23 protein-coding genes are annotated in these 21,504 nt (G+C 73.4%); 11 read left to right on the forward strand and 12 right to left on the reverse strand.

Features of this window, described 5'->3' with window-relative positions:
• Window positions 1-57 precede the first annotated feature (57 nt).
• Window positions 58-540: a helix-turn-helix domain-containing protein gene (locus tag DVR05_RS17895; RefSeq protein WP_116247023.1), complete on the forward strand. Its 483-nt coding sequence runs from the start codon at window positions 58-60 to the stop codon at window positions 538-540.
• A gap of 141 nt (window positions 541-681) precedes the next feature.
• On the opposite strand, the gene DVR05_RS17900 is transcribed toward DVR05_RS17895, so the two are convergent.
• The 3 genes from DVR05_RS17900 to DVR05_RS17910 form a co-directional block, all read right to left on the reverse strand.
• The gene (locus DVR05_RS17900) at window positions 682-972 is read right to left on the reverse strand and encodes a YiaA/YiaB family inner membrane protein (RefSeq protein ID WP_116247024.1); all 291 of its coding nucleotides are present in this window, start codon (window positions 970-972) and stop codon (window positions 682-684) included.
• Between the two features lie 84 nt (window positions 973-1,056).
• Window positions 1,057-2,277: a cation:proton antiporter gene (locus DVR05_RS17905; protein ID WP_116247025.1), complete on the reverse strand. Its 1,221-nt coding sequence runs from the start codon at window positions 2,275-2,277 to the stop codon at window positions 1,057-1,059.
• The gene (locus DVR05_RS17910) at window positions 2,259-2,585 is read right to left on the reverse strand and encodes a zinc-binding dehydrogenase (RefSeq protein ID WP_116247026.1); all 327 of its coding nucleotides are present in this window, start codon (window positions 2,583-2,585) and stop codon (window positions 2,259-2,261) included. The genes DVR05_RS17905 and DVR05_RS17910 overlap by 19 nt, the downstream gene beginning before the upstream one ends.
• Window positions 2,586-2,915: 330 nt before the next feature.
• Here DVR05_RS17910 and DVR05_RS17915 point away from each other — a divergent pair, with 330 nt between their 5' ends.
• Window positions 2,916-3,611, forward strand: coding sequence for a type 1 glutamine amidotransferase domain-containing protein (locus tag DVR05_RS17915; protein WP_116247027.1), 696 nt, complete (start codon window positions 2,916-2,918; stop codon window positions 3,609-3,611).
• A 306-nt stretch (window positions 3,612-3,917) separates the two neighbouring features.
• Here the strand turns inward: DVR05_RS17915 and DVR05_RS17920 are convergent, their stop codons facing one another.
• Window positions 3,918-4,772, reverse strand: a complete 855-nt coding sequence (locus tag DVR05_RS17920; RefSeq protein WP_232832199.1) for a siderophore-interacting protein — start codon at window positions 4,770-4,772, stop codon at window positions 3,918-3,920.
• A 116-nt stretch (window positions 4,773-4,888) separates the two neighbouring features.
• Complete coding sequence (locus DVR05_RS17925; RefSeq protein ID WP_116247029.1) at window positions 4,889-6,004, reverse strand: FAD-binding oxidoreductase; 1,116 nt, start codon at window positions 6,002-6,004, stop codon at window positions 4,889-4,891.
• A 133-nt stretch (window positions 6,005-6,137) separates the two neighbouring features.
• On the opposite strand from DVR05_RS17925, the gene ddaH reads away from it, so the two are divergent.
• Window positions 6,138-6,935, forward strand: coding sequence for a dimethylargininase (gene ddaH, locus DVR05_RS17930; protein ID WP_116247081.1), 798 nt, complete (start codon window positions 6,138-6,140; stop codon window positions 6,933-6,935).
• Between the two features lie 60 nt (window positions 6,936-6,995).
• On the opposite strand, the gene DVR05_RS17935 is transcribed toward ddaH, so the two are convergent.
• Both DVR05_RS17935 and DVR05_RS17940 read right to left on the reverse strand, forming a co-directional pair.
• A complete protein-coding gene (locus DVR05_RS17935; protein WP_116247030.1) occupies window positions 6,996-7,841 on the reverse strand; it encodes an ABC transporter permease in 846 nt (281 codons plus the stop codon).
• The gene (locus DVR05_RS17940; protein WP_369974550.1) at window positions 7,838-8,842 is read right to left on the reverse strand and encodes an ATP-binding cassette domain-containing protein; all 1,005 of its coding nucleotides are present in this window, start codon (window positions 8,840-8,842) and stop codon (window positions 7,838-7,840) included. The genes DVR05_RS17935 and DVR05_RS17940 overlap by 4 nt, the downstream gene beginning before the upstream one ends.
• Before the next feature lie 181 nt (window positions 8,843-9,023).
• Here DVR05_RS17940 and DVR05_RS26650 point away from each other — a divergent pair, with 181 nt between their 5' ends.
• From DVR05_RS26650 to DVR05_RS17960, 5 genes are all read left to right on the forward strand, one after another.
• A complete protein-coding gene (locus tag DVR05_RS26650; protein ID WP_157982470.1) occupies window positions 9,024-9,185 on the forward strand; it encodes a cinnamycin family lantibiotic in 162 nt (53 codons plus the stop codon).
• Window positions 9,186-9,335: 150 nt separating this feature from the next.
• Complete coding sequence (gene lanL, locus DVR05_RS17945) at window positions 9,336-11,924, forward strand: class IV lanthionine synthetase LanL (protein WP_116247031.1); 2,589 nt, start codon at window positions 9,336-9,338, stop codon at window positions 11,922-11,924.
• A 95-nt stretch (window positions 11,925-12,019) separates the two neighbouring features.
• The gene (locus DVR05_RS17950) at window positions 12,020-12,421 is read left to right on the forward strand and encodes a RidA family protein (protein ID WP_116247032.1); all 402 of its coding nucleotides are present in this window, start codon (window positions 12,020-12,022) and stop codon (window positions 12,419-12,421) included.
• A gap of 154 nt (window positions 12,422-12,575) precedes the next feature.
• The gene (locus tag DVR05_RS17955) at window positions 12,576-13,535 is read left to right on the forward strand and encodes a YafY family protein (RefSeq protein WP_116247033.1); all 960 of its coding nucleotides are present in this window, start codon (window positions 12,576-12,578) and stop codon (window positions 13,533-13,535) included.
• A 123-nt stretch (window positions 13,536-13,658) separates the two neighbouring features.
• Window positions 13,659-14,576, forward strand: coding sequence for a GNAT family N-acetyltransferase (locus DVR05_RS17960; protein WP_369974551.1), 918 nt, complete (start codon window positions 13,659-13,661; stop codon window positions 14,574-14,576).
• A gap of 40 nt (window positions 14,577-14,616) precedes the next feature.
• Here the strand turns inward: DVR05_RS17960 and DVR05_RS17965 are convergent, their stop codons facing one another.
• Window positions 14,617-15,624, reverse strand: a complete 1,008-nt coding sequence (locus tag DVR05_RS17965; protein ID WP_116247034.1) for a Gfo/Idh/MocA family protein — start codon at window positions 15,622-15,624, stop codon at window positions 14,617-14,619.
• 121 nt (window positions 15,625-15,745) lie between these two features.
• Between DVR05_RS17965 and DVR05_RS17970 the strand changes: the two genes are divergently transcribed.
• The gene (locus DVR05_RS17970) at window positions 15,746-16,126 is read left to right on the forward strand and encodes a hypothetical protein (RefSeq protein ID WP_116247035.1); all 381 of its coding nucleotides are present in this window, start codon (window positions 15,746-15,748) and stop codon (window positions 16,124-16,126) included.
• A 3-nt stretch (window positions 16,127-16,129) separates the two neighbouring features.
• On the opposite strand, the gene DVR05_RS17975 is transcribed toward DVR05_RS17970, so the two are convergent.
• Genes DVR05_RS17975 through DVR05_RS17985 form a run of 3 tightly spaced genes read right to left on the reverse strand, consistent with a single transcriptional unit; the run spans window position 16,130 to window position 19,110 of the window.
• Complete coding sequence (locus tag DVR05_RS17975) at window positions 16,130-17,104, reverse strand: DUF4097 family beta strand repeat-containing protein (RefSeq protein ID WP_116247036.1); 975 nt, start codon at window positions 17,102-17,104, stop codon at window positions 16,130-16,132.
• A 48-nt stretch (window positions 17,105-17,152) separates the two neighbouring features.
• Window positions 17,153-17,863 carry a response regulator transcription factor gene (locus DVR05_RS17980; protein WP_116247037.1) on the reverse strand — a complete coding sequence of 237 codons (711 nt, stop codon included), beginning with the start codon at window positions 17,861-17,863 and terminating at the stop codon, window positions 17,153-17,155.
• Complete coding sequence (locus DVR05_RS17985) at window positions 17,851-19,110, reverse strand: sensor histidine kinase (RefSeq protein WP_116247084.1); 1,260 nt, start codon at window positions 19,108-19,110, stop codon at window positions 17,851-17,853. Before DVR05_RS17985 ends, DVR05_RS17980 begins: the two co-directional genes overlap by 13 nt.
• 237 nt (window positions 19,111-19,347) lie before the next feature.
• On the opposite strand from DVR05_RS17985, the gene DVR05_RS17990 reads away from it, so the two are divergent.
• Window positions 19,348-20,073: a (2Fe-2S)-binding protein gene (locus DVR05_RS17990; RefSeq protein ID WP_116247038.1), complete on the forward strand. Its 726-nt coding sequence runs from the start codon at window positions 19,348-19,350 to the stop codon at window positions 20,071-20,073.
• A gap of 72 nt (window positions 20,074-20,145) precedes the next feature.
• On the opposite strand, the gene DVR05_RS17995 is transcribed toward DVR05_RS17990, so the two are convergent.
• Complete coding sequence (locus DVR05_RS17995) at window positions 20,146-20,619, reverse strand: Rrf2 family transcriptional regulator (RefSeq protein WP_116247039.1); 474 nt, start codon at window positions 20,617-20,619, stop codon at window positions 20,146-20,148.
• 80 nt (window positions 20,620-20,699) lie between these two features.
• Between DVR05_RS17995 and DVR05_RS18000 the strand changes: the two genes are divergently transcribed.
• Entirely contained in the window at window positions 20,700-21,461 is a 762-nt protein-coding gene (locus DVR05_RS18000; RefSeq protein WP_116247040.1) for an SDR family oxidoreductase, read from the forward strand.
• Window positions 21,462-21,504: the final 43 nt, after the last annotated feature.

Raw genomic sequence — 21,504 nt, forward strand, 5'->3', positions numbered from 1 at the left:
AGCTAGGATGCTGGGTATGGAAATGTCAAGTCAGCTGGTCCGCCTAGGCTCTGGGGTATGACGATCAAGCTGGACCACGTCCTGGCCGACCCGCGCACCTGGCGTCCCACCGAGTGCGCCATCGCCGGTGCCCTGGAAGTCCTCGGCCCCCGCTCCTCCCTGCTGATCATGCGCGAGGCGCTGCTGTTCGGCGTACGCCGCTTCGATCTGTTCGTCACCCGGGTCGGCGTCACCGAGGCGGTCGCCGCCGCCCGGCTCAAACACCTGACCGAGGCCGGGCTGCTCGTCCGCCAGCCCTACAAGGAGCCCGGCAGCCGCACCCGGTACGAGTACGTGCCCACCCAGAAGGGGCGCGACCTGACACCCGTCGTCCTCGCACTGATGGAGTGGGGGTCCAAGTACCTCAAACCGGACGGCGCGCCCCTGTCGGTGGTCGACGACGCCTCCCGCGAACCCGTGCGCGTGGGCTACCTGGCACCGGACGGCACCGAGCGGAGGGAGGAGGACCTGCGCATCCAGCCGAGTCGGCGCGACCGGTGACGAACCCCCCGGCCGCGTGATGGAACCGGCACGGAACACAGGGGCGCGCCAGCGGGGCGCCGGAGCCGCTCTTCCACCCCACGCCTGACCCGCTGACGCGTCCGGTTGCGGCGCCACCACGAGGACCCAGCGCCGAACCCGCTACTGGTGCTGGTGGAGCGGCTCCTGACCGTTCCAGACCGGCATCTGCTGGTACTGCTGGGCCATCTCCTCCGCGATCGCGTCCTCCTGACGGTCGCGCACGCACTTGGCCAGGGTGAAGGTCGAGGTGATCACGAACAGCAGGCTCATCCCGAGGAAGGCGCGCATCCACAGGTCGACGGGCAGGTAGGCGATGCCCGCGCCCGCTCCCAGGGAGGAGACGGCGAAGGCGATGATCGACTGGAGGTAGAACTGCGAGGTGGACCGGGGGCGCGTGTTGGGGGTGCTCATGCGTCCATCCTGGCCCGTCCGCGCCCGGACCGCCTGAGTAGGACTACTCATCCGGCCGCGCCGCGCCGCGACGCACGGGCACGGCTACCCGTCCGTCGCGGCGGCCTCCTCCGTCCGGGCCCGCACCCGCGCGCGCCCGACCAGCGCCAGGCCGATCTGCGGAAAGATCAGGACCGAGAGCATGCCCGCGCCGATCAGCGCGGCCGCGTGCGCCGAGTTCATCTCACCGGCGCGCGTCCCGATGGTGGTCAGCACCACGAGCAGGGGCAGCGCCGTGGCGGAGAACAGCGCCAACGCCACACCCTCATGCCCACTCAACCCCCTGCGGCACAGAAGCCACACCGGAACCCCCCTGACCAGGAGGAACAGGACCAGGAACATCGGCACGGTCGCGACCGCGCCCCAGTCCGACACCAGCGCCGCCAGATCGAACCGCACCCCGGTCACCACGAAGAACACCGGGATGAACACGCCGTAGGACACGGCCGTCATCCGCGCCTCGACCTCCTCGACCTCCCCGGGGTGGTTGTTGAACAGCATCACCCGGACGATGATCCCCGCCGCGAAGGACCCCAGGACGCTGTCCAGCCCCAGAACCGTGGACACCCACAGCATGAACACCACCACCAGCAGGCACAACCGGACCGCGAGCTGGGTGCTGGTGCCCAGGGTCACCCGGACCAGCCGCTGCATCCGCGCGGAGGTCCCCCGGGTCATCCGCCAGGCGGCCAGCGCGGCCACGGCGAAGAAGGCCAACAGCAGAAGCGATCCGGTCAGCGGCCGGTAGCCGCTCAGCAGCAGGGAGATCACCACGATGGGCGCGAACTCCCCCACCGTCCCCGAGGCCAGCACGCGCGCGCCGAACGCCGAGCCGATCACCCCGGAGTCGCGCAGGATCGGCAGGACCGTCCCCAGCGCCGTGGTGGTCAGGGCCAATCCGACGATCAGCGCCGTCTGCGACCAGCCGAGCAGCAGCCAGGCCGCGCCCAGCCCCAGTCCGAGCGCGCACGCCCAGGCCGCCCCTGCCCGGCGCAGCGTCCCCCCGCCCACCCGGGACACGTCGATCTCGTAACCGGCCATGAACATCAACAGGGCCAGCCCCATACCGGAGGCCGCCGTGATGACGTCGGTCTCCTCGACCAGCCCGAACCCCGACGGGCCGATGAGAATGCCCAACGCGATCTCCAGCACGACCCCGGGAAGCACCACCCAGCGGCCGAGCACGTCGACCACCAGGGGTGCCACCACCGCGGCGGTCACGATGACCAGCAGCGGCGTCAGGCTCGTCACGGTCTCGGCCTCCACCGGCTTCCGCCTCTCCCCAGCAGGTTCTCCCACCAGGTCATCCTGGCGAACGCACCGGCCGAACCGGTGGAGCCGCGCCCGCGCCCCACACCACCGGCACGATCCTGCCCGTGGTCCGGTTCGTCTCCCCGAAGGCCGTGGGCCTGGGCGGCCTGTTCGAGCCGGAAGGTCATGTCGACGCGGGCGCGCAGCCCCTCGGACTCGACCAGGTCCGCGATCGCCCGCATCCCGGTGTGGTCGGCCTCGACCAGCATGGTCTCCACGCGCCCGCCCGCCCGGGCGAGGCCGGAGAGCGGGTCGAGCACCACGTCGACGTCCTCGGCGAAGTCCGCTCGGTGAGGACCTCGGGGCCTCCGCGGGTGTCCCGGCTGATCGCGCGCATGGTGGACGGTGCGCCGGTTTCGTTGCGGGTCATGTTCCCGGCAGCACGCTCCGAGCTGCGTCCTACCCCCGGAAAGCCATAGGAAAATTGATGCCAGACATTCGTTTTTCCATTGGACGCCTATGGGATAGGTGTCTAGTTTCGACTCGTCGCCGCCCTGACGTCCCGCATCCACGTGCCGTGGACCACGGGTCGTCGGGGTGCGCCAGCACACACCGCGGGCCGTGACGGCCCACCCCACCGGAGGGAACGCACCATGTCGAAGATCCTTTTCGTGATGACCGGCGCCGACCACTGGACGCTGGCCGACGGGACCAAGCACCCCACCGGGTTCTGGGCCGAGGAGGCCGTGGTCCCCTACGAGGCGTTCAGGGCCGCGGGCCACGAGATCACCGTCGCCACCCCCGGCGGGGTCGTCCCGCCCGTGGACCAGGGCAGCCTGGCGCCCGAGGCCAACGGCGGCCAGGAGGGCGCCGACCGGATGAGGTCCTCCCTGGCGGCGATGGCCGAACTCCGGCGCCCGGTCAGGCTGGAGGAGGCGGACCCCGCCGACCACGACGCGGTCTACTACCCCGGCGGCCACGGACCGATGGAGGACCTGGCGGTCAACGACGACTCCGGGGCACTGCTCATCCGCGCCCTGGAGAGCGGGATGCCACTCGGCGTGGTCTGCCACGCCCCCGCCGCGCTCCTGGCGGCGACCAGGGCCGACGGCACCAACGCCTTCGCCGGTTACCGGGTGGCGGCCTTCACCAACGCCGAGGAGGCCCAGGCCGGGTTCGCCGACAGGGCCGCGTGGCTGCTCCAGGACCGTCTCACCGAGGCCGGTGTTCTGGTGCGGGAGGGCGAGCCCTGGGCGCCCAAGGTGGTCGTGGACCGCAACCTGGTCACCGGCCAGAACCCGGCGTCCTCGGCCCCGCTGGCCGCCGAACTGCTCAGGAGGCTGGACTGAGGACGAAGCCTTCCGGCTCCTGACCAGGTGCCTCCCCCGAGAGACGCTCGGTCGGGAGGCGCCGCGTCGCCGACGACGGTCGCGTCGACATCGCTCACGCGCCCCTCCCCTCCCGCCGGACGCCCGCGAACCGGGCACTCACGGCATCGCCAGGGTCTGCGCACTCGGGAGCGGGTGGACCATGACCGTGATCAGGTGTGTCGGAGAGCGGGGTGAGGGTGCGCCACAGCGCGAGGGGCCGACTCCCCCGGCGGAGGATCCGACCCCTCGCGGGCCGCGGGGCGCGCCGCGCCCGCGGCTCCCGACCTACCGTCCCCGGGCCGACTCCAGCTTCTCCCGGGCCTCGGCCATGTCCTCGGCCGTGGGGGCGTCGTCCTGGGTCAGGGAGCGCCGCCAGTACCCGGCGAAGTCGATGTCCCGTTTGGGTACACCGCGCTCGTCCACCAGATGGCGGCGCAGGGAGCGGACCATGCCCGCCTCGCCCGCGAGCCAGGCCCCCATCCGCCCCGACGGCAGGTCGGCGGCGCGCACCGCGGCCACCAGACGTTCGCCGTGCGCGGCGTCCCCGCGGTGGATCCACCGCAGGTCCAGGTCGGCGCGCGTGGACAGGGGGAGTTCTTCGGCGGCGTCGCGGACCTCGACCAGGACCACGGCGCGCCGCCCCTCGGGCAGGCTCTCCAGCAGGCTGCCCACCGCGGGCAGGGCGGTCTCGTCACCGGCCAGGAGCAGCCAGTCGGGGGTGGTGGTGTCGAAGGGGGAGGCGAACTCCGCGGAGGGGCCGAACATACCCAGGACCGCGCCGGGGCGGACCCGACGCGCCCAGCGGGTGGCGGGACCGGAGTCGCCGTGCACGACGAAGTCGATGTCGACGGTGCCGCGCTCGGGATCGTGCCCGCGCAGGGTGAAACCGCGCATCCAGGGGCGTTCGTCGTCGGGCAGGGCGGTGTAGGACCGGTACCAGGACGTCAGGTCCCCGTCGGGGCGCGGCAGCCGGGGCACCTCCTGCCCCTGACGGGGGAAGTAGAGCTTGACCTGCCGGTCGGGCCCGCCCAGGGACGGGCCGGTCAGGTCGTCGCCGGTGAAGGTCACCCGCACCATGTGCGGCGCGAGGGGGCGCGCCGCGACGACACGGAGGTAGCGGACCGGCATTCTCTCGCTCACCAAAACTCCTCAGAATATCGGCTTGCCCAGATGTTCTCAAGGCCGAAAATCAAGTTCTAGCAAGCGATTTCGCGAAAATGTCAAACGGAAATCAGCACCAATTTCCGTGACATGGGTCACTCACCTTGCGGGCGGTCGGGGCGGAACTCCGCCAGATCCAGCCCCGGGTCCTGCCCCAACGCCAGCCGGGCCGCGACCCAGCCCTGGTACGGGCCGAACGTCAACCCCTCCGGCCCCAGCCCCGTCGCCACCACGACCCCCGGCAGCCGCCCGATCGGCCCCAGCAGCTGACGGCCGTCGTGCGTGCCCGGCCGGAACCCCACCCTGGTCTCCACGACCGTGGCCTCGGCCAACCCCGGCAACACCTCCACCGCCGTGGACAGGTTGCGCAGCAGCCCCCCGGCCGTCACCCGCCGGTCGAACCCGACCTCGGGCTCGACCGTGCCACCCGTGACCACCCGGTCGGGGCCGAACGCGCACACGAAGAACTCGCGCTCACCGAACCGCACCACCGGCCAGGACCGCGTGTCACGGCCCGGCAGCGCGAAGTGCGTCATCTGGCCGCGCACCGGGAACACCGGCAGATCCACCCCCGCCACCGCCAGCAGACGCGCCGACCACGCCCCGGCGGCGACCACCACCACGTCGGCCGCCAACTCGTCGCCGCCCACGCTCACCCCGGTCACCCGGTGACCGTTCCACGACAGGTGCGCCTCGCCCTTGAAGTACCGCAGCCCCCGCTCCTCGGCGGCGTCGAACAACGCCTGACGCGCCCGACGCCCGTCGAGGCGGGCCATGCCCTCGATACGCACACCCCCGTACCCCTCGGGCACCAGGGGGAACAGACGGGTCGCCTCGCCCGGCGCCAACCGCTCCACCCGCCCCATCGTGGCGAACTCCGGCCGCTCGGCCAGGGTCCGCATCAGGTCGTACCCGGCGTCGTCCCCCTCCCGGTCCACCGACACGCCGCCGACCACCTCGTACCCGGTCACGTGCCCGTCCTCGGCCAGCTCGGCCATCAGCTCCGGGTAGTGCGCGGCGGCGCGCGCCTTGAACTCCCACAGGGGCGCGGAGTCCCAGGGGAAGGGCCAGGGGAAGACCACCCCGGTCCCCGCCGAGGTCGCCTGCCCCGTGTGCGCGGCGTCCACCAGCGCGGTGGACACACCCTTCCTGGCCAGGTGGAAGGCCGCGCTCATCCCCACGATCCCGCCACCGACAACGATCACGTCCATGTGCTCACCCTGCCGCGCACGGGGCCCGCGGACAAGACGGACGACCCGCGTGCCGCGCCCGGGGTCCGGGACGGTCGCGCGGTACGTTGAGCTCTCCCGCACCCCGACCCCGAACCTCCGGGAGGTCACGCACGTGGACGGATTCACCAGCCCGGGGATGGTCCTCACCCGCAGGCCCAGCCCGCAGATGGAGCGGGGCATCCTCACCCACCTCCCCCGCTCCCCCGTGGACCCCGTGCTGGCCATGCGCCAGTTCGTCGTCTACCAGGAGGCGCTGGCCTCGGCCGGATGGCGGGTGGTCGAGGTCGACCCGGCCCCGGACCACCCGGACTCGGTGTTCATCGAGGACACCGTGGTCGTCTGCGCGGACCTGGCGGTGCTGACGCGCCCGGGCGCCGAGGAGCGCCGGGGCGAGGTGGAGGGCGTGGAGGCGGCGCTCCGCTCCCTGGGCCTGCGGGTGGCCCGGGTGGAGGCCCCGGGCACCCTGGACGGCGGGGACGTGCTCCAGGTGGGTGAGACCGTCTACGTCGGGGTGGGCGGGCGCACCGACACCGAGGGGGCCGACCAGCTGGCGCGGTTGCTCAAGCCACTCGGCCGCGAGGTCAGGCGGGTCGGGCTCGGAGCGGCCTTGCACCTGAAGTCGGCGGTGACCGCGCTTCCCGACGGGTCGCTGATCGGGCTGCCCGATCTGGTGGACACCTCGGCACTGCCCCCGGTCCGGCGCGCCCCCGAGGAACCGGGGGCGCACGTGCTGCCGTTGGGCGGACGCGACGTCCTGGTCAGCGCGGCCGCACCCGGCACCATCCACGAACTGACCGCCGAGCACTGGCGGGTGCTTCCGGTGGACGTCTCGGAGTTCGAGAAGATGGAGGGCTGCGTCACCTGCCTGAGCGTCCTGATCCCCGACCGGGACCAGACCCGCGGGGTGTAGGCCGCCTCGTCGAGCACGCGCCCGCCCCGCACCGGCACCCGCCTCCGACCGCCGCGCCCCTCACTGGTCGGGACGGGAGAACCGGCGCGCCGCCACCACCAGGCACAACACCGCGAAACCCGCCAGGACCGCCAGCTCCACCGAAACCGGCACCCGCGACCCCCACACCCGCAACCCCTCGAACAGCCCCACCGGCGCCTCACCCGGCAACCGCGCGGCCAGCACGTGGCGCGCCGCGTCCACCGCGTACGTCAACGGATTGAGCGCGGTGAGCGCGTCCAGCCACGACGGCAGACCGCTGAGCGGGAAGAACGCCCCCGACAGGAACACCAGCGGCCCCAACAGCAACCCGGTGACCGCCTGGAAGGTCTGCGGGCTGGGCAGCGACACCGCCAGCAGCGCCCCCAGCGACGTCATCGCGAACGCCGCGAGCGCCAACACGGCCACGAACGACGCCAACAGCACCGGGTCGTAGGGCACCTCCGCGGCGCCCGCGAAGACCAGCAGCACCGCTCCGTGGCAGGTGGCCGTGACCGTACCCGCCAGCACCTTGCCGAGCAGCAGCGACTCACGACGCACCGGCGCCACCAGCATCTCCCGCAAAAACCCGAACTCGCGGTCCCACAGGATCGAGGCGCCCGAGGCGAACGCGGGTGCCTGGATCGCCATCACCAGCACCCCCGGGAACAGGAACGTCACATATCCGATCCCCGACCCCCCGTCGGGCACCACCGCGCCCAGGCCGATGCCGAGCGAGACCAGGATCAGCAGCGGCTGGAGCAGACTGATCACCAGCCGCAGGCGCTCACGGCCGAAGGTGATCATCTCCCGCTGCCACACGGCCCCCACCGCACGCGCCTCCCCGGCCAGGCGCGTGCCGACCTCCCGCGGCGACGCGTGGATCATCGCGCCCTCCCCTCGCCGTCCGCGGAAGCCAGGCTGCGCCCCGTGTAGTGCAGGAACACGTCGTCCAGGCTCGGCCTGGACACGGTCGCGGAGGTGACCGCCCCCTCCAGGGCGGTCACGATCCGGGGCAGCATGGCCGCCCCGTCCTCGACCCGCACCACCACCTGTCCGTCGACCACGGCCGGGCGCACCCCCAGACCGTCGGCCAGGGTGCGCGCGTCGCGTTCGGGGGCCGCGGTGCGCACCCGGACGCTGTCCCGGCCGATCCTGGCGCGCAGCTCCTCGGGCGACCCCAGGGCCACGACACGGCCGTGGTCGAGGATGGCCAACCGGTCGCAGTGGTCGGCCTCGGCCAGGTGGTGCGTGGTCAACAGGACGGTGGCGCCCGACTCGCGGCGCATGCGGTGCACGTGGTGCCACACCTCGGCGCGGCTGTGCGGATCCAGGCCCACCGTCGGCTCGTCCAGGAACAGCACCCGGGGGCCGTGCAGCAGGCCGCGCGCGATCTCCAGGCGGCGCTTCATCCCACCCGAGAGGGTGCCCACCCGGCTGCGGCGCCGGTCGGCCAGTTCGGTGAGCGCGAGCATGGCGGTGACCCGCGCCCGCGCGCGGCGACGCGGCACCCCGTACAGGACGGCGTGGATCCGCAGGTTCTCCTCGACGGTGAGCTTGTCGTCCAGGGTGGTCTCCTGGAAGACCACCCCGATGGAGCGGCGGACGGCGGCCGGCCGGGTGCGCACGTCGTGCCCGGCCACCCACAGTCCACCGGCCGTGGGCCGGGTCAGCGCGCACAGCATGGAGATCGTGGTCGACTTCCCGGCACCGTTGGGGCCCAGCAGACCGAAGATCTCCCCGGGGTGCACGAGAAGGTCGAGCCCACGCACGGCCTCCACTCCGGGAAAGGTCTTGACGAGCCCCTCGGCCCGGATGGCGGGCACCTGCGGGGGGGATTCGGGCGTGGCGGCCTGGCGCATTGCGGCCATCACTCCCATCGAGGGCATGGGGGGAGTTTCGGGTTCCAATTCACTCCTCATGGGGCCAAACCGGACGCGACCTGGCGGCCAGGTGGGGTGATCCGGTGACCGAACCGTTTTCCGCGCGTCACAGAGGGGATTGAAGTCTTCGGCAAAGCTACACGAGGTAGCTTGCCTCTCACAATCAGTAGCTGAACGGGAGGAACCCATGTCAGCGCAGGACCTGCCCCGCGACGCCGGAACGCTCGACACCACCCCCCTCGTCTCCCTCGGAGCCGAGACCGAGCTCATCGCCGACCAGCTCAACCTCGACTGCATCCGCACCTGCATCAGCGGCTGGACCATCCGCTGCGACGGAGCCACCTTCTGAACACCCGCCCGATCCACGACACCGCGGACCTGAGCCGACCCCGGCGATGACCGCGCACGTCCCCGCCCCACCCCCGGGGCGACTCCGACAGAGGGGTGGCCTCCCCACCCGGCGGCCACTCCTCCCCCGACACCGACAGGGAGACCGACGGTGCGCGAGCACGACGGCACCCGAATCCGCACCCCCGCCCTGGAGGAGCGCGTCCGCCGGGCCGGGCGCGTGATCACCGACTACACGACCTGGACCGACGTCACCCTCCCCGGCCTCGACCTCCCACCCCAAGGGTGGAAGATCCACATCTCCGCCCGCCCCACGACCCTGGTCGAGACCCTCGACCGCACCCTCCCCCTCCTGCTGCGCACCCCCTGCCGGTTCAAGTTCGCGCGCACCACCGAGATCCTGCGCGAACTCAACTCCCACCACTCCCGCCCCGGCGCCGTGGGCAAGGCCATCACCGTCTACCCCCCACGCGAACACGTCACCGACCTGGCCGAGAAACTGGCCGCCGAACTCGTCGGCCTGACGGGCCCCCGCGTCCACAGCGACCGCCGACTCCGCCCCGACGCCCCCGTCTACTACCGCTACGCCCCCTTCGAGGCCACCTGCGCCACCGACGACAACGGCGACCTCCACCTGGTCGTCCACGACGACCAGGGACGCCCCCAACCCGGCGGAGCCGACGGCCGCTACCACGCCCCCACCTGGACCCCCGACCCCTTCACCGGCCGCCTGCCCGCCCCCGAGACCGAACCCCCCTCCCCCCTCCTGCTCGGCGGCCGCTTCCTGGTCCCCGGCGCCATCACCCACACCGCCGCGGGCGGCGTCTACCGCGCCACCGACACCGCCACCGGGCAGGCGGTCGTGATCAAGGAACGCCGCGCCCACACCGACGAGAACCCCACCGGAACCCGCGACGCCCGCCACCGGCTGCGCGCCGAAGCCGCCGTCCTACGCCGCCTGGAGGGCATCGACGGCATCCCCCGCGTCGTGGACCACTTCCGCCACGGCGCCGACGAGTTCCTCGCCACCACCGACCTCGGTCCCCGGGACCTGCGCACCGACGTGGCCACCCACGGCACCTACACCACCGCCGACCGCGACCCCAACCGTCTGGCCGCCCGTCTCACCCGCCTGGTCGACGCCGTGCACGCCCGCGGCGTCCTCATCCGCGACCTGGCCCCCAAGAACGTCGTCATCACCGACCAGGGCCACCCCTGCCTGGTCGACTTCGAGATCAGCCACACCGTCGACGCCCCCGACCCCGACCCGCCCCGGGGCTGGACACCCGGCTACTCCTCCCCGGAACAGGAACGCGGCCAGCCCGCCCGCACCGAGGACGACCTCCACTCCCTGGGCGCCACCCTCCTCTACGCCGTCACCGGCATCGACCCGCCCTCCCGCGCCAGGCGGGGCATACCCGACGACGGCCGGGCCCGCACCCTCCTCGCCGCCCTGGGCGACCGCACCCCCGCCGTGGCCGGGCTGATCCCCGACCTGATGTCACCCGACCCCGACCGGCGCGTCCAGGCCATGCACCGGCTCCGCGTCGGCCAGGTCACCGCGCCCCCGAGCCCCGACCCCCGTTACGCCCTCACCCCCGCCCGCGTGGACGCGCTCCTCACCGCGGCGCTGGAACAGACCCACGAGGCCGCCCGCACCCTGCTCACCGGCCGCGACCGCTCCCCGGCGGGCACCCCCAGCCCCACCAACCAGTACCAGGGGGCGGCCGGGATCGGCATGGAACTCCTCCACCACCACGACCCCCGCTCCCGCTCCCTGGCCCACGCCCTCGCCCACTGGACCTCGGGCTTCTCGGCCCTGCGCCCCACCCCGCCCGGACTGCAACTCGGCGCCTGCGGCACGGCCGTGTTCCTGGCCACGGCCGCCCGCGAACTCGGCGACCCCACCCTCACCGAAGCGGTCCGGCCCCTGGCCCGCACCGTCCCCGAGACCGTCCCCGCCACCGACCACACCGCCGGACTGGCGGGGATCGTCCTGGCACAGCTGCACCTGTGGCGCCTGACCGGGGACCGGACCCGCCTCGACCTGGCCCGGCGCGGCGCCCGGGCCCTCGTCGACACCGGATCGGCCGCCGCCGTCAGCGCCCGCCCACCCGACCCGGACGACCACGACGCCACCGCCACCCACCTGGGCCTGGCCCACGGACTGGCGGGCGTGACCCTGGCCCTGCTGTGCCTGGACGCGGCCGCGGGCGACCCCGACGCCCGCGCCGAGGCAACCGCCGGTCTGGAGACCCTCGCCCACCTCCTGCCGCCCCTGCTGGAACAGGCCGACCACGCCACCGCCCGCCCCATGACCCTGTCGTCGTGCCAGGGGCTGGCCGGTATCGGCACCGTCCTGCTCCGCGGCGGCGCCCACACCGGCCGCCCCCACCTGACCGACCTCGCGGCACTGGCCGCACGCCGCTGCTACACACACGCCCCCCGGGTCGCCGTCACCGGCCAGTGCTGCGGCCTGGCGGGCATCGGCGAGTTCCTCCTGGACACCGCCGCGCACACCGGGGACACCGCCCACCGCGACGCCGCCGTGGACGTGGCGGGACTGGCCCTGGTGCGGTCGGACGGCGGCCCCGACTCCCCCCTCTTCCTCGACCACACCCGCGAACCGGGCGGCGGCTGGGCCAGCGGCGCCGCCGGGGTCCTGGCCTTCCTGCGCAGGTTGGCCCGGGGCGGACCGCGCGACTGGCTGGGCGACCTGCCCCACGCCCCCGACAGGTGACCTTCACGCCACCTCCACCACACTCCGCCCCACCGGGAACCAGGCCGCCACCGCACCCGTTGCCGGGGCAGTCAACGACGATACGGAGGTGGACTTTGAGCGCGGTCACCCTGATCCGCAACGGGACCCTGACCCAGCACGTGGACTACGCCTACGCGGCCACGGCGCCCAACACCGGCGGCACCGTGGTGTGGACCGCCGGCGCCTGCCCCCTGGACGAGGACGGCGCCACCGTCGCCGTGGGCGACTACGCGGGCCAGGCCGAGCGGGTGATGCGCAACCTGCGCACGGCGCTCCGGGGTGTCGACGCGGACCTGACCGACATCGTCAAGACGACGGTGTACGTGGCCTCCGACCGCCAGGAGGACCTCGTGGCGGCCTGGGACGTGGTCCGCGCCCACATGGGCGACCACGACGCCCCCAGCACCCTGCTTGGCGTGACCGTCCTGGGCTACGACGACCAGCTGGTCGAGGTCGAGGCGGTCGCCGTGGTCTGAACCGGCCCCGGGCCCGGTCGCGACGGATCACCCGACCCCGGGGGTGGGGGACAACGACCGTCCCCCACCCCCGGCAGACTGCGTGCGCGCACAGGGGGCACGCGTCCCGACCGTGCTGACGACCCCTTCCCGCCACCGCCTCGGAGGAAGCCCGATGAAAGCGACCTCGGCGCGCCTGCTGCGTCTGCTGTCCCTGCTCCAGACCCGCCGGGAGTGGCCGGGGTCCGACCTCGCCGACCGCCTGCAGGTCAGCCCGCGCACCGTGCGCCGCGACATCGACCGCCTGCGCGAGCTCGGCTACCCCATCGAGGCCGACATGGGCGCCGGAGGCGGCTACCGACTGGGTGCCGGGGCCGCCCTGCCGCCGCTGCTCCTGGACGACGACGAGGCCGTCGCCGTCGCCGCGGGGCTGCGCACCGCAGCCCAGGGCGGGGTGACGGGGATCGAGGAGACCTCGGTACGCGCCCTGGCCAAACTCCTCCAGGTCCTGCCCGCACGCCTGCGCCGCCGCGTCGACGCCCTGGGCGCCTTCACCGTCCCCATGCCCGCCGAGAGGCCCGCCGTCGACGCCGACAGCCTGGCGCTGGTGGCCTCCGCCTGCCGCGACAGTGAACGGCTCAGGTTCGACTACCGGCGCCACGACCAGAGCCCCACCCGCCGCACGGTCGAACCCCTGCGCCTGGTCGCCCGGGGGCGGCGCTGGTACCTGGTGGCCTGGGACAACGATCGCGACGACTGGCGCACCTTCCGCGTGGACCGGATGCGACCGCTGCCCCCCACCGGGCCGCGCGTCCCGCCCCGCGACCCCCCGGAGCAGGGCGTGGCCGCCTACCTGGCCGAGCGCATGGACGTGCACATGTGGCCGGACAGGGCGCGGGTCCGCCTGTTCGCGTCCGCCGAGGAGGCCGCCCGCCGCACGGGCGGGTGGTTCGGCACCATCGAACCGGTGGACGAGCACAGCTGCGTCCTGGTGTGCGCCGGGATCTCCTACCCGTACATGGCGTGCTACCTGGGCACGCTCGACATCGACATGGAGGTGGAGGAACCCGACGAGCTCCGCGAGCAGATGGCGCTGCTGGCCGCCCGCCTCCGGCGCGCCTCCGCCCGGCGCTGACACCGCTCCGACACCCCCGAGAGGGGCGCGTCCGGGGCCGACTTCGGAAAAGTGGCCCCACGCACCACCACCGAACCGCTACGTTAAGGAGTTGCTTGTCTCCGTAGAGTAACGAAAGTAGGGGTGTGCGTGCCCACCCGACTCCAGTGCCCCGAACTGCGGCACCTCAGCCACCCGCCGACCCTCCACGACCTGACCCCCGGCTACCGCGTCGCCCGCTGGGACCACCCCCGCGCCCTGTCCTCCCGCAGCCGCGACCGCCTCCACACCACCCTGTGCGGCCTGGCCGAACGCGCTTTCGGCGCCGACCACTCCAGCTACTGGCGCACCCGCGTCCACTCCGGCTTCTTCGACCAGATCACCACCCTGGCCCTCATCCTCGGCCCGGACGACACCCCCGTCGGCTGGGGCGGCTACCACCGCCTCCGCCTGGCCTCCCGACGCTCCCTGTACCTGGACGCCGCCGGTGTGGTTCCCGCCCACCGCCGCTTCGGCCTGTCCGCGGCGCTGATGACCCACTTCCTCACCCGCGAGGTCCTCGCCCACCCCCTGTCCAACACCTACGTGGTCCTGCGCACCCGCCACCCGGCCGTCTACGCGGGGTGGCGCCGGGGCCTGGGCGCCCACCGCGTCTTCCCCGACCGGCACCGCACCCTGCCCGGGCTGGTCCGCCGCCTGGCCGGGGAGGCCGCCGAATGGCTGGGCGACGGCCCGCGCCTGCACCCCGACACCCTGGTCGTCCGCGACGCCTACCGCATGTTCGACGGAGACATCTACGGAACCCGGCCACGCAGCGGCGACACCGGCATCGACGGCTACTTCGACGACGCCATCGGCCCCAGGGACGCCGTCCTGGTCGTGGCGCGCACCAACATCCACGTGCTCGCCCGGCTGGCCGCCGCCCGCCGCGTCCGGGCACGCCTGCGCCACCACCGCACCCCGAACGACATCCGCCCCTTCCACGACCACACCGAGGACGTCAGGACCGCGACACCGACGGCGGCGGGCGCCTCCGGCCTGCTGCCGCCCCCTCGGTTCTGAGAAGGCGCCGGTCCCGGCGCCGAGGGGCCGCCCCCCGGACTCAGCCCGCGACCGACTCCGCGTCCTGGTCGACGAACCCGCCCACGTCGCGGACCAGGTCCATCAGCCGCGCCAACCGCAGACTCTCCGACCACGGCATGTCCGGGCTCTGCGACAACCCCCGGGCCACGCACCGCGCGACCTCCTCGGCCTCGTGCACGTACCCGTTACCGCGGTAGGGGCGGTGGAACACCTCCGGCTCACGACCGTCCCGGTGCACCACCACCTCGGTCGGCGCCCACACACGGTCCATCTCCAACCACCCCTCGGTGCCCACCAGCACCGCACGGCCCGGCATCGTCGAACGCGACGCGCAACTCAACGTGGCCGCCACCCCGCCCTCACCGCGGGCCAGGACGGTGGTGTGGGTGTCCACCATCCGGTCGGGGGACAGCTGCCGGGTCGCCCCCACGATGGTGAGATCCCCCAGGAAGTCGGTGGCCAGCGCCAACGGATACACACCCAGGTCCAACAGCGCGCCACCACCGAGCTCGGCGTTGAACAACCGGTGGTCGGGGTCGAAGGGCACGTTGATCCCGAACTCCGCCGACAGCGAGCACAACCGGCCGATCATCCCGTCGGCCACCAGGTCACGGGCCAGCCGGTAGGCGGGAAGGTAACGGGTCCACATCGCCTCCATGAGGAAAAGCCCTCCGGAACGGGCCGCCGCCACCATCTCCGCGACCTGGAGGGCGTTCATCGCCATCGGCTTCTCCACGAGCACGTGCTTGCCCGCCTCCAGGCACATCAGCGCGTGCGAGTGGTGCCACGGATGCGGGGTGGCCACGTACACCACGTCCACGTCCTCGTCGCGGGCCAGCTCCGCGTAACCGCCGTGACTCACCGCGATCCCCCACGTGTCGGCGAACGTCCGCGCCCGCTCCGCCGAACGCGACCCCACCGCCGTCACCCGCCCCGTGGGCGTGGCCCGCAGCGCCTCCAGGAAGGAGTGGGCGATCCCACCCGTACCGATGACGCCCCAACGCAGCCCGCCTTCACCATCTGTCATGACGACAATCCTAAAAACCCGGTCATGTCACGGTCGAGTGGGGGATGCCGCTCGGTTTCGGCGCTCCGGGCCCGTACGGTGTCGGGAGGATCGCTCGCGCGGGTCACCGAACGGAGGGGGAATGTCGGACACACTCGCCCAGAGACTGGGGGTGCGTCCCGGGGACCGACTGCTCGTCCTCAACGCGCCCGAACGCTACCTGCGCCTGCTGGAGCCACCGCAGGACATCCACATCGACCTGGGCCCCATCGAGGGCGCCGACTACGACGACATCCACCTGTTCGTCCTGGACCGGGGCACGGTCAACCGCGAGGCACCCCCCGTCATGGACCTGACCGGCCCCCGCACCCGGCTGTGGATGTGCTTCCCCCAACGCGGCGGCACCATCATCACCGACCTGACCGCCGACCAGGGATGGGACGTGCTCTGCGAAGCCGGCTGGCGCAGCACCGCCCAGGTCCCGATCGACTCGGACTGGGCGGCGCTGCGCTTCGAACGGTGACCCTCAGACCACCTGGAGGTCCACCGACCCGCTGACCGTGTTGACGTCGATGCGCGCCCCGGCGTCGGGGGAGGTGTCCACACCGATGTCACGCCCCGCCGACGTCGACTCCCCGGTCACCGTGTAAGAGCCCTCCGGGACCCGCAACCGGACCGAACCGCTGGTGGAGTCCACCGACAGCAGCGTGAAGGGCTCGTCGGTGACCACCTCGACACCGCCCGAGGTCGTCGACACCTCAGCCGACTCAAAACCCCCGCCCACGGCGACGGACCCGCTGGTGGAGGCCGCCTCCACCACCCGCGCGGCGAAACCCGACACGTCCACGCCGCCGGAGACCGACTCCGCGCTCAGCGCCTCCCCCGCACCGGAGGCCGTGATACCGCCCGAGGTGGTCCGGGCCGCGACCGCACCCTCCACCCCCGACAGCTCCACGGCACCCGAGGTCGAGGAGGCCGCCACGTCACCGACGTTGCCGCGCACCACCACGGCACCGCTGGTGCTCGACAGATCCAGCGTGCCGTTGACGTTCTCCACCCGGACCCGGCCGCTGACGGTGCTCACCGTCACCTCGGTCCCCTCCGGCACGGTCACGTCGTAGTCCACCGCGCAGTCACCGCCCAGGAACCACAGGCCCTCGCACTCGGCCGCGACGAGGGTGCCGCCGTCCTCCTCCGCCACGTCCTCCTCCGGCTCCTGGAACGGCCCCGCCCGCAGCGTCCGGTCCAGTACCAGCTCGTCCGCGCCGGCCCTGACGGTCACCTCACCCGCGGTGTCGTTCTCGATCGTCAGGAACGCGGTCTGGGCGAAGGAGTCCAGGCGCCGGTCACGGTCCACGGTCACGCTGGCCAGGACCGAGACCACCGTGACCCCGATCAGCACCACCACGAGCACGGCGCCCAGCAGCATCCACGGCCCCGCGCGGAACCCGCCCGGCTCCTTGCTCGACGAGGCGTACAGGCCCCGCGCCTTGAATGTCACGTCGTCTCCTCTCCGGGGAGGGCCCGCGCCCTCCTCCGTGTCCTGGCCTCAGATCCGTTCGCCGCCGCGCAGATACCGCAGGACCGCCTGGACCCGGCGGTGGTCGTGGTCGTCCTGGCCCAGATCGAGCTTGGTGAAGATCGACCTGATGTGTTTTTCGACCGCGCGTTCGGTGACGGTCAGCCGCGCCGCGATCCCCGCGTTGTTGAGCCCCTCCGCCATCACCCCCAGCACCTCGGCCTCCCGGGGGGTGAGCCGCTCCAGGGCGCTGTCGCGGCGGCGGCTGAGCAGCTGGGCGACCACCTCCGGGTCGATGGCCGCTCCCCCGTCCGCCACCCGGCGCAGAACGTCCACGAACTCCTCGATGTCGGCGACCCGGTCCTTGAGCAGGTAGCCGACCCGGGTGGCGCCCCCGCCCAGCAGGTCGGCCGCGTACCGGCTGACCACGTGCTGCGACAGCAGCAGCACCGCCACGTCCGGATACTCCCGGCGGATGCGCACCCCCGCCTCGATGCCCTCCTCGGAGTGGGTGGGCGGCATGCGGATGTCCACCAGGCACAGGTCGACGTCGGGATGGGCCGCCACCGAGGCGAGCAGCGCGTCGGCGTCACCGACCTGGTCGACCACCTCCACCTCCGCGTCCTCCAGCAACCGGGCCATACCGCTGCGCAGCAGCACCGAGTCCTCGGCGATGATGACCCGCGGACCCCTCCGGGGCCCGTCCGTACTCGACGTGCCGTGCACGTTCACGCCTCCCATGGGATGTCGGCGGTCAGGGTGGTCCCCCCGCCGGTCGGACTGTGGACGGTCAGGGTTCCGTCGACGGCGTCCACCCGGTCCCACAACCCGTACAGGCCGGTTCCGGCCTCGGGGTCGGCGCCGCCGGAGCCGTCGTCGGTGACGGTGACCCGCAGCAGGGACCCGCCCCGGGCCGCCGGATCGCACACCCGCCGGGCACGCACGGCGACCCGGCCCGCCGAGGCGTGTTTGGCCACGTTGGTCAGTGCCTCGCACACCACGTAGTAGGCCACCCCCTCGGCCCGGGCCGAGGGGCGCTCCGTCAGCTCCACGTCGACCTCGACCGGAACCGGTGACCGCCCCGCGGCCACCGGCAGGGCCGAGGGCAGACCGTGGTCGGTGAGCACACGGGGATGCAGACCCCGGGCCACCTGCCGCAGCTCTTCCAGGACCTCCTTGGACTCGCGCTGGGCCTCGGTGATCAGCGCCAGGGCGCGGTCGGGGTCGCGCGCCCACTGGGTGCGGGCGCGGGTCAGGGTCATGGAGAGCGCGAGCAGCCGCTGCTGGGCGCCGTCGTGCAGGTCCCGTTCGATCCGCCGCCGCTCGGCCTCGGCCGCGTCGACCATGCGCAGCCGGCTGTCCTGGACGTGCATCAGGCGGCGCAGGACCCGCACCTCGGGCGCGTCCAGGTGCACGGCACGGTACAGCATGACCTCCGTGGCCACCAGGTACGGCGCCAGTCGCAGGCCGACCAGGGCCGCCAGCGGCCCGACCGCGACCAACCCCAGCAGCCCGACCACCTCCCCGGCCGACCCCAGGACCAGCGCGTACATCACCCCCAGGAGCGCGCCCGCCGCCCCGGCGCCGCCGCACACCACCAAGGCCACCACCAGCACCCCCGCCAGCAGGGCGTGCGCACCGGACAGGACACTGCGCCCCACCCCCGTCCAGGCGTCGCGGCCGAACAGGAGCCCCACCACCCGCCCGGGGCCGCCGCCGGGCGGCAGGGGGGCGGGCGGGCCGGTCTCCACGATCCCGAACACCGATCCCAGACGGCCGCGCTGCACCCGGCACGCCATCCGGGCCAGCGGGGGCGCCGTGACCGCCACCAGGACGGCGAGCGGCACGGCCAGGAGCGCACGGGTGGGGGCGACCGGAGAGGGGCCGGGCAGCCAGGGCAGGATGAGGACGAGGCCGATCCAGGTGGCCGCCAGCACGAGCACCAGCCCCGGCAGCAGGTAGAGCGGGGCGAGTGTGAGGGACGTCATCAGGTGCAGCACCGCGACCAGTCGCACCCGCCAGGTCGTCCCGTAGGCTTCGGCGGCACGGGACAGGTTCGTCAACGCGGACACCAGGGGATCACCCTGGCCGTCCGTGGCGGTAGTGGGAATGTCGCGGCCGGTCACGGCACCAAACGTAGTGATCGCGGCCCGCGCGCGGCCAGGCCGTCAGCACGTGGAGTCGCGGTGGTGGCAGCACCACCGGGAGGGGGAGGAGCGTCCGGTATGGCTCGCGTTCGGGTGCGGCCGGTCCTGGCCGAGGTGGGACGGATCAACATGCTGTTCCGTCTGGAGCAGGAGGCTCCGGGGCCGCACTGGCGCGCCCTGGACGGGTCGGGGGTCTGCGAAGGGGTGCTCGCCGCGGAGGTGGACCGGGTGCGTGCCCGGCTCGCGGAGATGTCGGGCCAGGGTCCCGAGGACGTGGAGTGGCGGGTGTCGGCGTCGATCCTCCACCAGGGGCTGGCCACGCGGCTGCTCTCCCCCGTGCTGGCCGCCGGTCTGTGCCACGGCGTCCTGCTCGACGCGGCGCGTTTCCACCACGACCCCGGGCGCGAGGGGCCGGTGGTGCTGCGCACGGCGCAGGAGTACGCCGAGACCGCCCCCGTCGGGGAACTGGCCGACTGGGTCGAGGAGACGGTCGTCACCGGGGTGATGGGCCGCATCGCCCGGGCCCTGTCCGGGGTCGGCAGGGTCGCGCCCGGACTGTTGCGCGGCAACACCGCGGCGGCCCTGGCCGGAGCGGTCCGGGCGTTGGGCGCCGACCGCCCCGGTGTGCGGTCGGCGGCCGAGGATCTGGCGCGCACCCTCCTGGCCCGCCCCCCGCTGGCCGGGACCGGCGGGTACACCGGCACGGACGCGCAGGGTCTGGCGGTGTTCCGGCGCACCACGTGCTGCCTGTACTACCGGCTGCCCGGGTACGGGACGTGCGGCGACTGCGCCTTGGGCCCCTGAACGGAGCCTCGGGGCCAAGGACGCGAGCGGTCGGCGCGGCCGACTGCGGGAGCGGCACGGCCGCGGGGGCGGTCAGCGCCGGACGGTCAGCCGTGCCCGGGTGCGCTCGTGCGCGGTGGGCGGCAGGCTGTCCAGGACGTCGGCCAGTGAGACCCCGGCGAGGCTGTCCCGCCAGGCCTGGTGGGCCTCCTCCATCCTTCGGGCCAGGACACAGGTGTCCTGGCAGTCCTCGGGCGGCAGCGCGCCGCGTCCCTGTTGGCGGATCTCCCGGCACACGTAGGGCGAGGAGGGGCCGTCGACGGCCTCGACGATCTGGAGGAGGGTGATGTCGCCGGTGGGCCGGGCGAGCCGGAATCCGCCGCGCGGGCCCGTGGTGGCGTCCAGTACACCCGCCCTGACCAGCGCCTGGAGCTGTTTGGTCAGCGAGGGCGCCGGGATGTCGTAGTACTCCGCCAGCCGCGTCGCGGACGCGGTGGCCCCCGGTTCGAGCTGGGCCAGGGTCGTGGCGCAGTGCAACACCCACTCGGTACTCACAGGCAGCTTCATGCCCTCCAGTCTATTAAAGATATTGCGGATCTTTAATAGGCTTAATAGAGTGCGGGAAGCCGACACAAGGAGAGAACACCATGCGGATCGCGGTCGCCGGAGCCACGGGCAACATCGGATCCCTCGCCACGCGGGCCCTGGAACGGGACGGACACCAGGTCGTGGGCATCAGCCGCTCCCAGGGCGTGGACCTGCTCACGGGGGACGGACTCGACCGGGCCCTGACCGGGGTCGACGCCGTCATCGACGCCACCAACACCACCGCCGCCGAGCGGTCGGCGGCGGTCGGGCAGCTGGGCGCCATGACCCGCAACCTGCTCGCCGCCGAGGAGCGCGCGGGCGTGCGCCACCACGTGCTGCTCTCGATCGTGGGGATCCACCGCGTCGAGGGCAACCCGCACTACGCCGCCAAGCGGGAGCAGGAGCGCCTGGTCACCGAGGGGCGGGTGCCGTGGACGATCGTCCCGGCCACCCAGTTCCACGACTTCGCCGCCATGGTCGCCGGGTGGACCGAGAAGGACGGCGTCGCCACGGTCGCCCCGCTGCTCGTCCAACCCGTCGCGCCCGCCGACGTGGCCGACGTCCTGGTCGAGGTCGCCCTCGGCCACCCGCTGGGGCGCCACGCCGACCTGGCCGGACCCGAGCCCCAGGACCTGGTCGACATGGCCCGACGCACCCACCAGGCACAGGGTCGCCAGGTCACGCTGGTGCCGACGTGGTCGGGCGCCTTCGACACGGAGATGGCCGGGAACGTCCTGCTGCCGGGGGAGGGGGCCCGGATCGCGCCGACCACGTTCGCCGACTGGCTCGCGGAGCTGCCGAAGACCGCGGAGAGGGCCTGACCGCGACCCGAAACGCGCGGGTGCCGGGGGCGGACGTCCGCCC

Origin of the sequence: Nocardiopsis sp. FIRDI 009 (genome assembly GCF_003386285.1) — a bacterium.
Lineage (GTDB): Bacteria > Actinomycetota > Actinomycetes > Streptosporangiales > Streptosporangiaceae > Nocardiopsis.

Excerpts from the sequence above, each read along its gene's own strand:
- DVR05_RS17965 (WP_116247034.1), bottom strand. The coding sequence starts at position 15,624 with ATGACAGATGGTGAAGGCGGGCTGCGTTGGGGCGTCATCGGTACGGGT.
- DVR05_RS17990 (WP_116247038.1), top strand. The coding sequence starts at position 19,348 with ATGGCTCGCGTTCGGGTGCGGCCGGTCCTGGCCGAGGTGGGACGGATC.
- DVR05_RS17955 (WP_116247033.1), top strand. The coding sequence starts at position 12,576 with ATGAAAGCGACCTCGGCGCGCCTGCTGCGTCTGCTGTCCCTGCTCCAG.
- DVR05_RS26650 (WP_157982470.1), top strand. The coding sequence starts at position 9,024 with ATGTCAGCGCAGGACCTGCCCCGCGACGCCGGAACGCTCGACACCACC.
- DVR05_RS17895 (WP_116247023.1), top strand. The coding sequence starts at position 58 with ATGACGATCAAGCTGGACCACGTCCTGGCCGACCCGCGCACCTGGCGT.
- DVR05_RS17900 (WP_116247024.1), bottom strand. The coding sequence starts at position 972 with ATGAGCACCCCCAACACGCGCCCCCGGTCCACCTCGCAGTTCTACCTC.
- DVR05_RS17995 (WP_116247039.1), bottom strand. The coding sequence starts at position 20,619 with ATGAAGCTGCCTGTGAGTACCGAGTGGGTGTTGCACTGCGCCACGACC.
- DVR05_RS18000 (WP_116247040.1), top strand. The coding sequence starts at position 20,700 with ATGCGGATCGCGGTCGCCGGAGCCACGGGCAACATCGGATCCCTCGCC.
- DVR05_RS17970 (WP_116247035.1), top strand. The coding sequence starts at position 15,746 with ATGTCGGACACACTCGCCCAGAGACTGGGGGTGCGTCCCGGGGACCGA.
- DVR05_RS17935 (WP_116247030.1), bottom strand. The coding sequence starts at position 7,841 with ATGATCCACGCGTCGCCGCGGGAGGTCGGCACGCGCCTGGCCGGGGAG.
- DVR05_RS17940 (WP_369974550.1), bottom strand. The coding sequence starts at position 8,842 with ATGCCCTCGATGGGAGTGATGGCCGCAATGCGCCAGGCCGCCACGCCC.
- DVR05_RS17925 (WP_116247029.1), bottom strand. The coding sequence starts at position 6,004 with ATGGACGTGATCGTTGTCGGTGGCGGGATCGTGGGGATGAGCGCGGCC.
- DVR05_RS17985 (WP_116247084.1), bottom strand. The coding sequence starts at position 19,110 with ATGACGTCCCTCACACTCGCCCCGCTCTACCTGCTGCCGGGGCTGGTG.
- DVR05_RS17980 (WP_116247037.1), bottom strand. The coding sequence starts at position 17,863 with ATGGGAGGCGTGAACGTGCACGGCACGTCGAGTACGGACGGGCCCCGG.
- DVR05_RS17915 (WP_116247027.1), top strand. The coding sequence starts at position 2,916 with ATGTCGAAGATCCTTTTCGTGATGACCGGCGCCGACCACTGGACGCTG.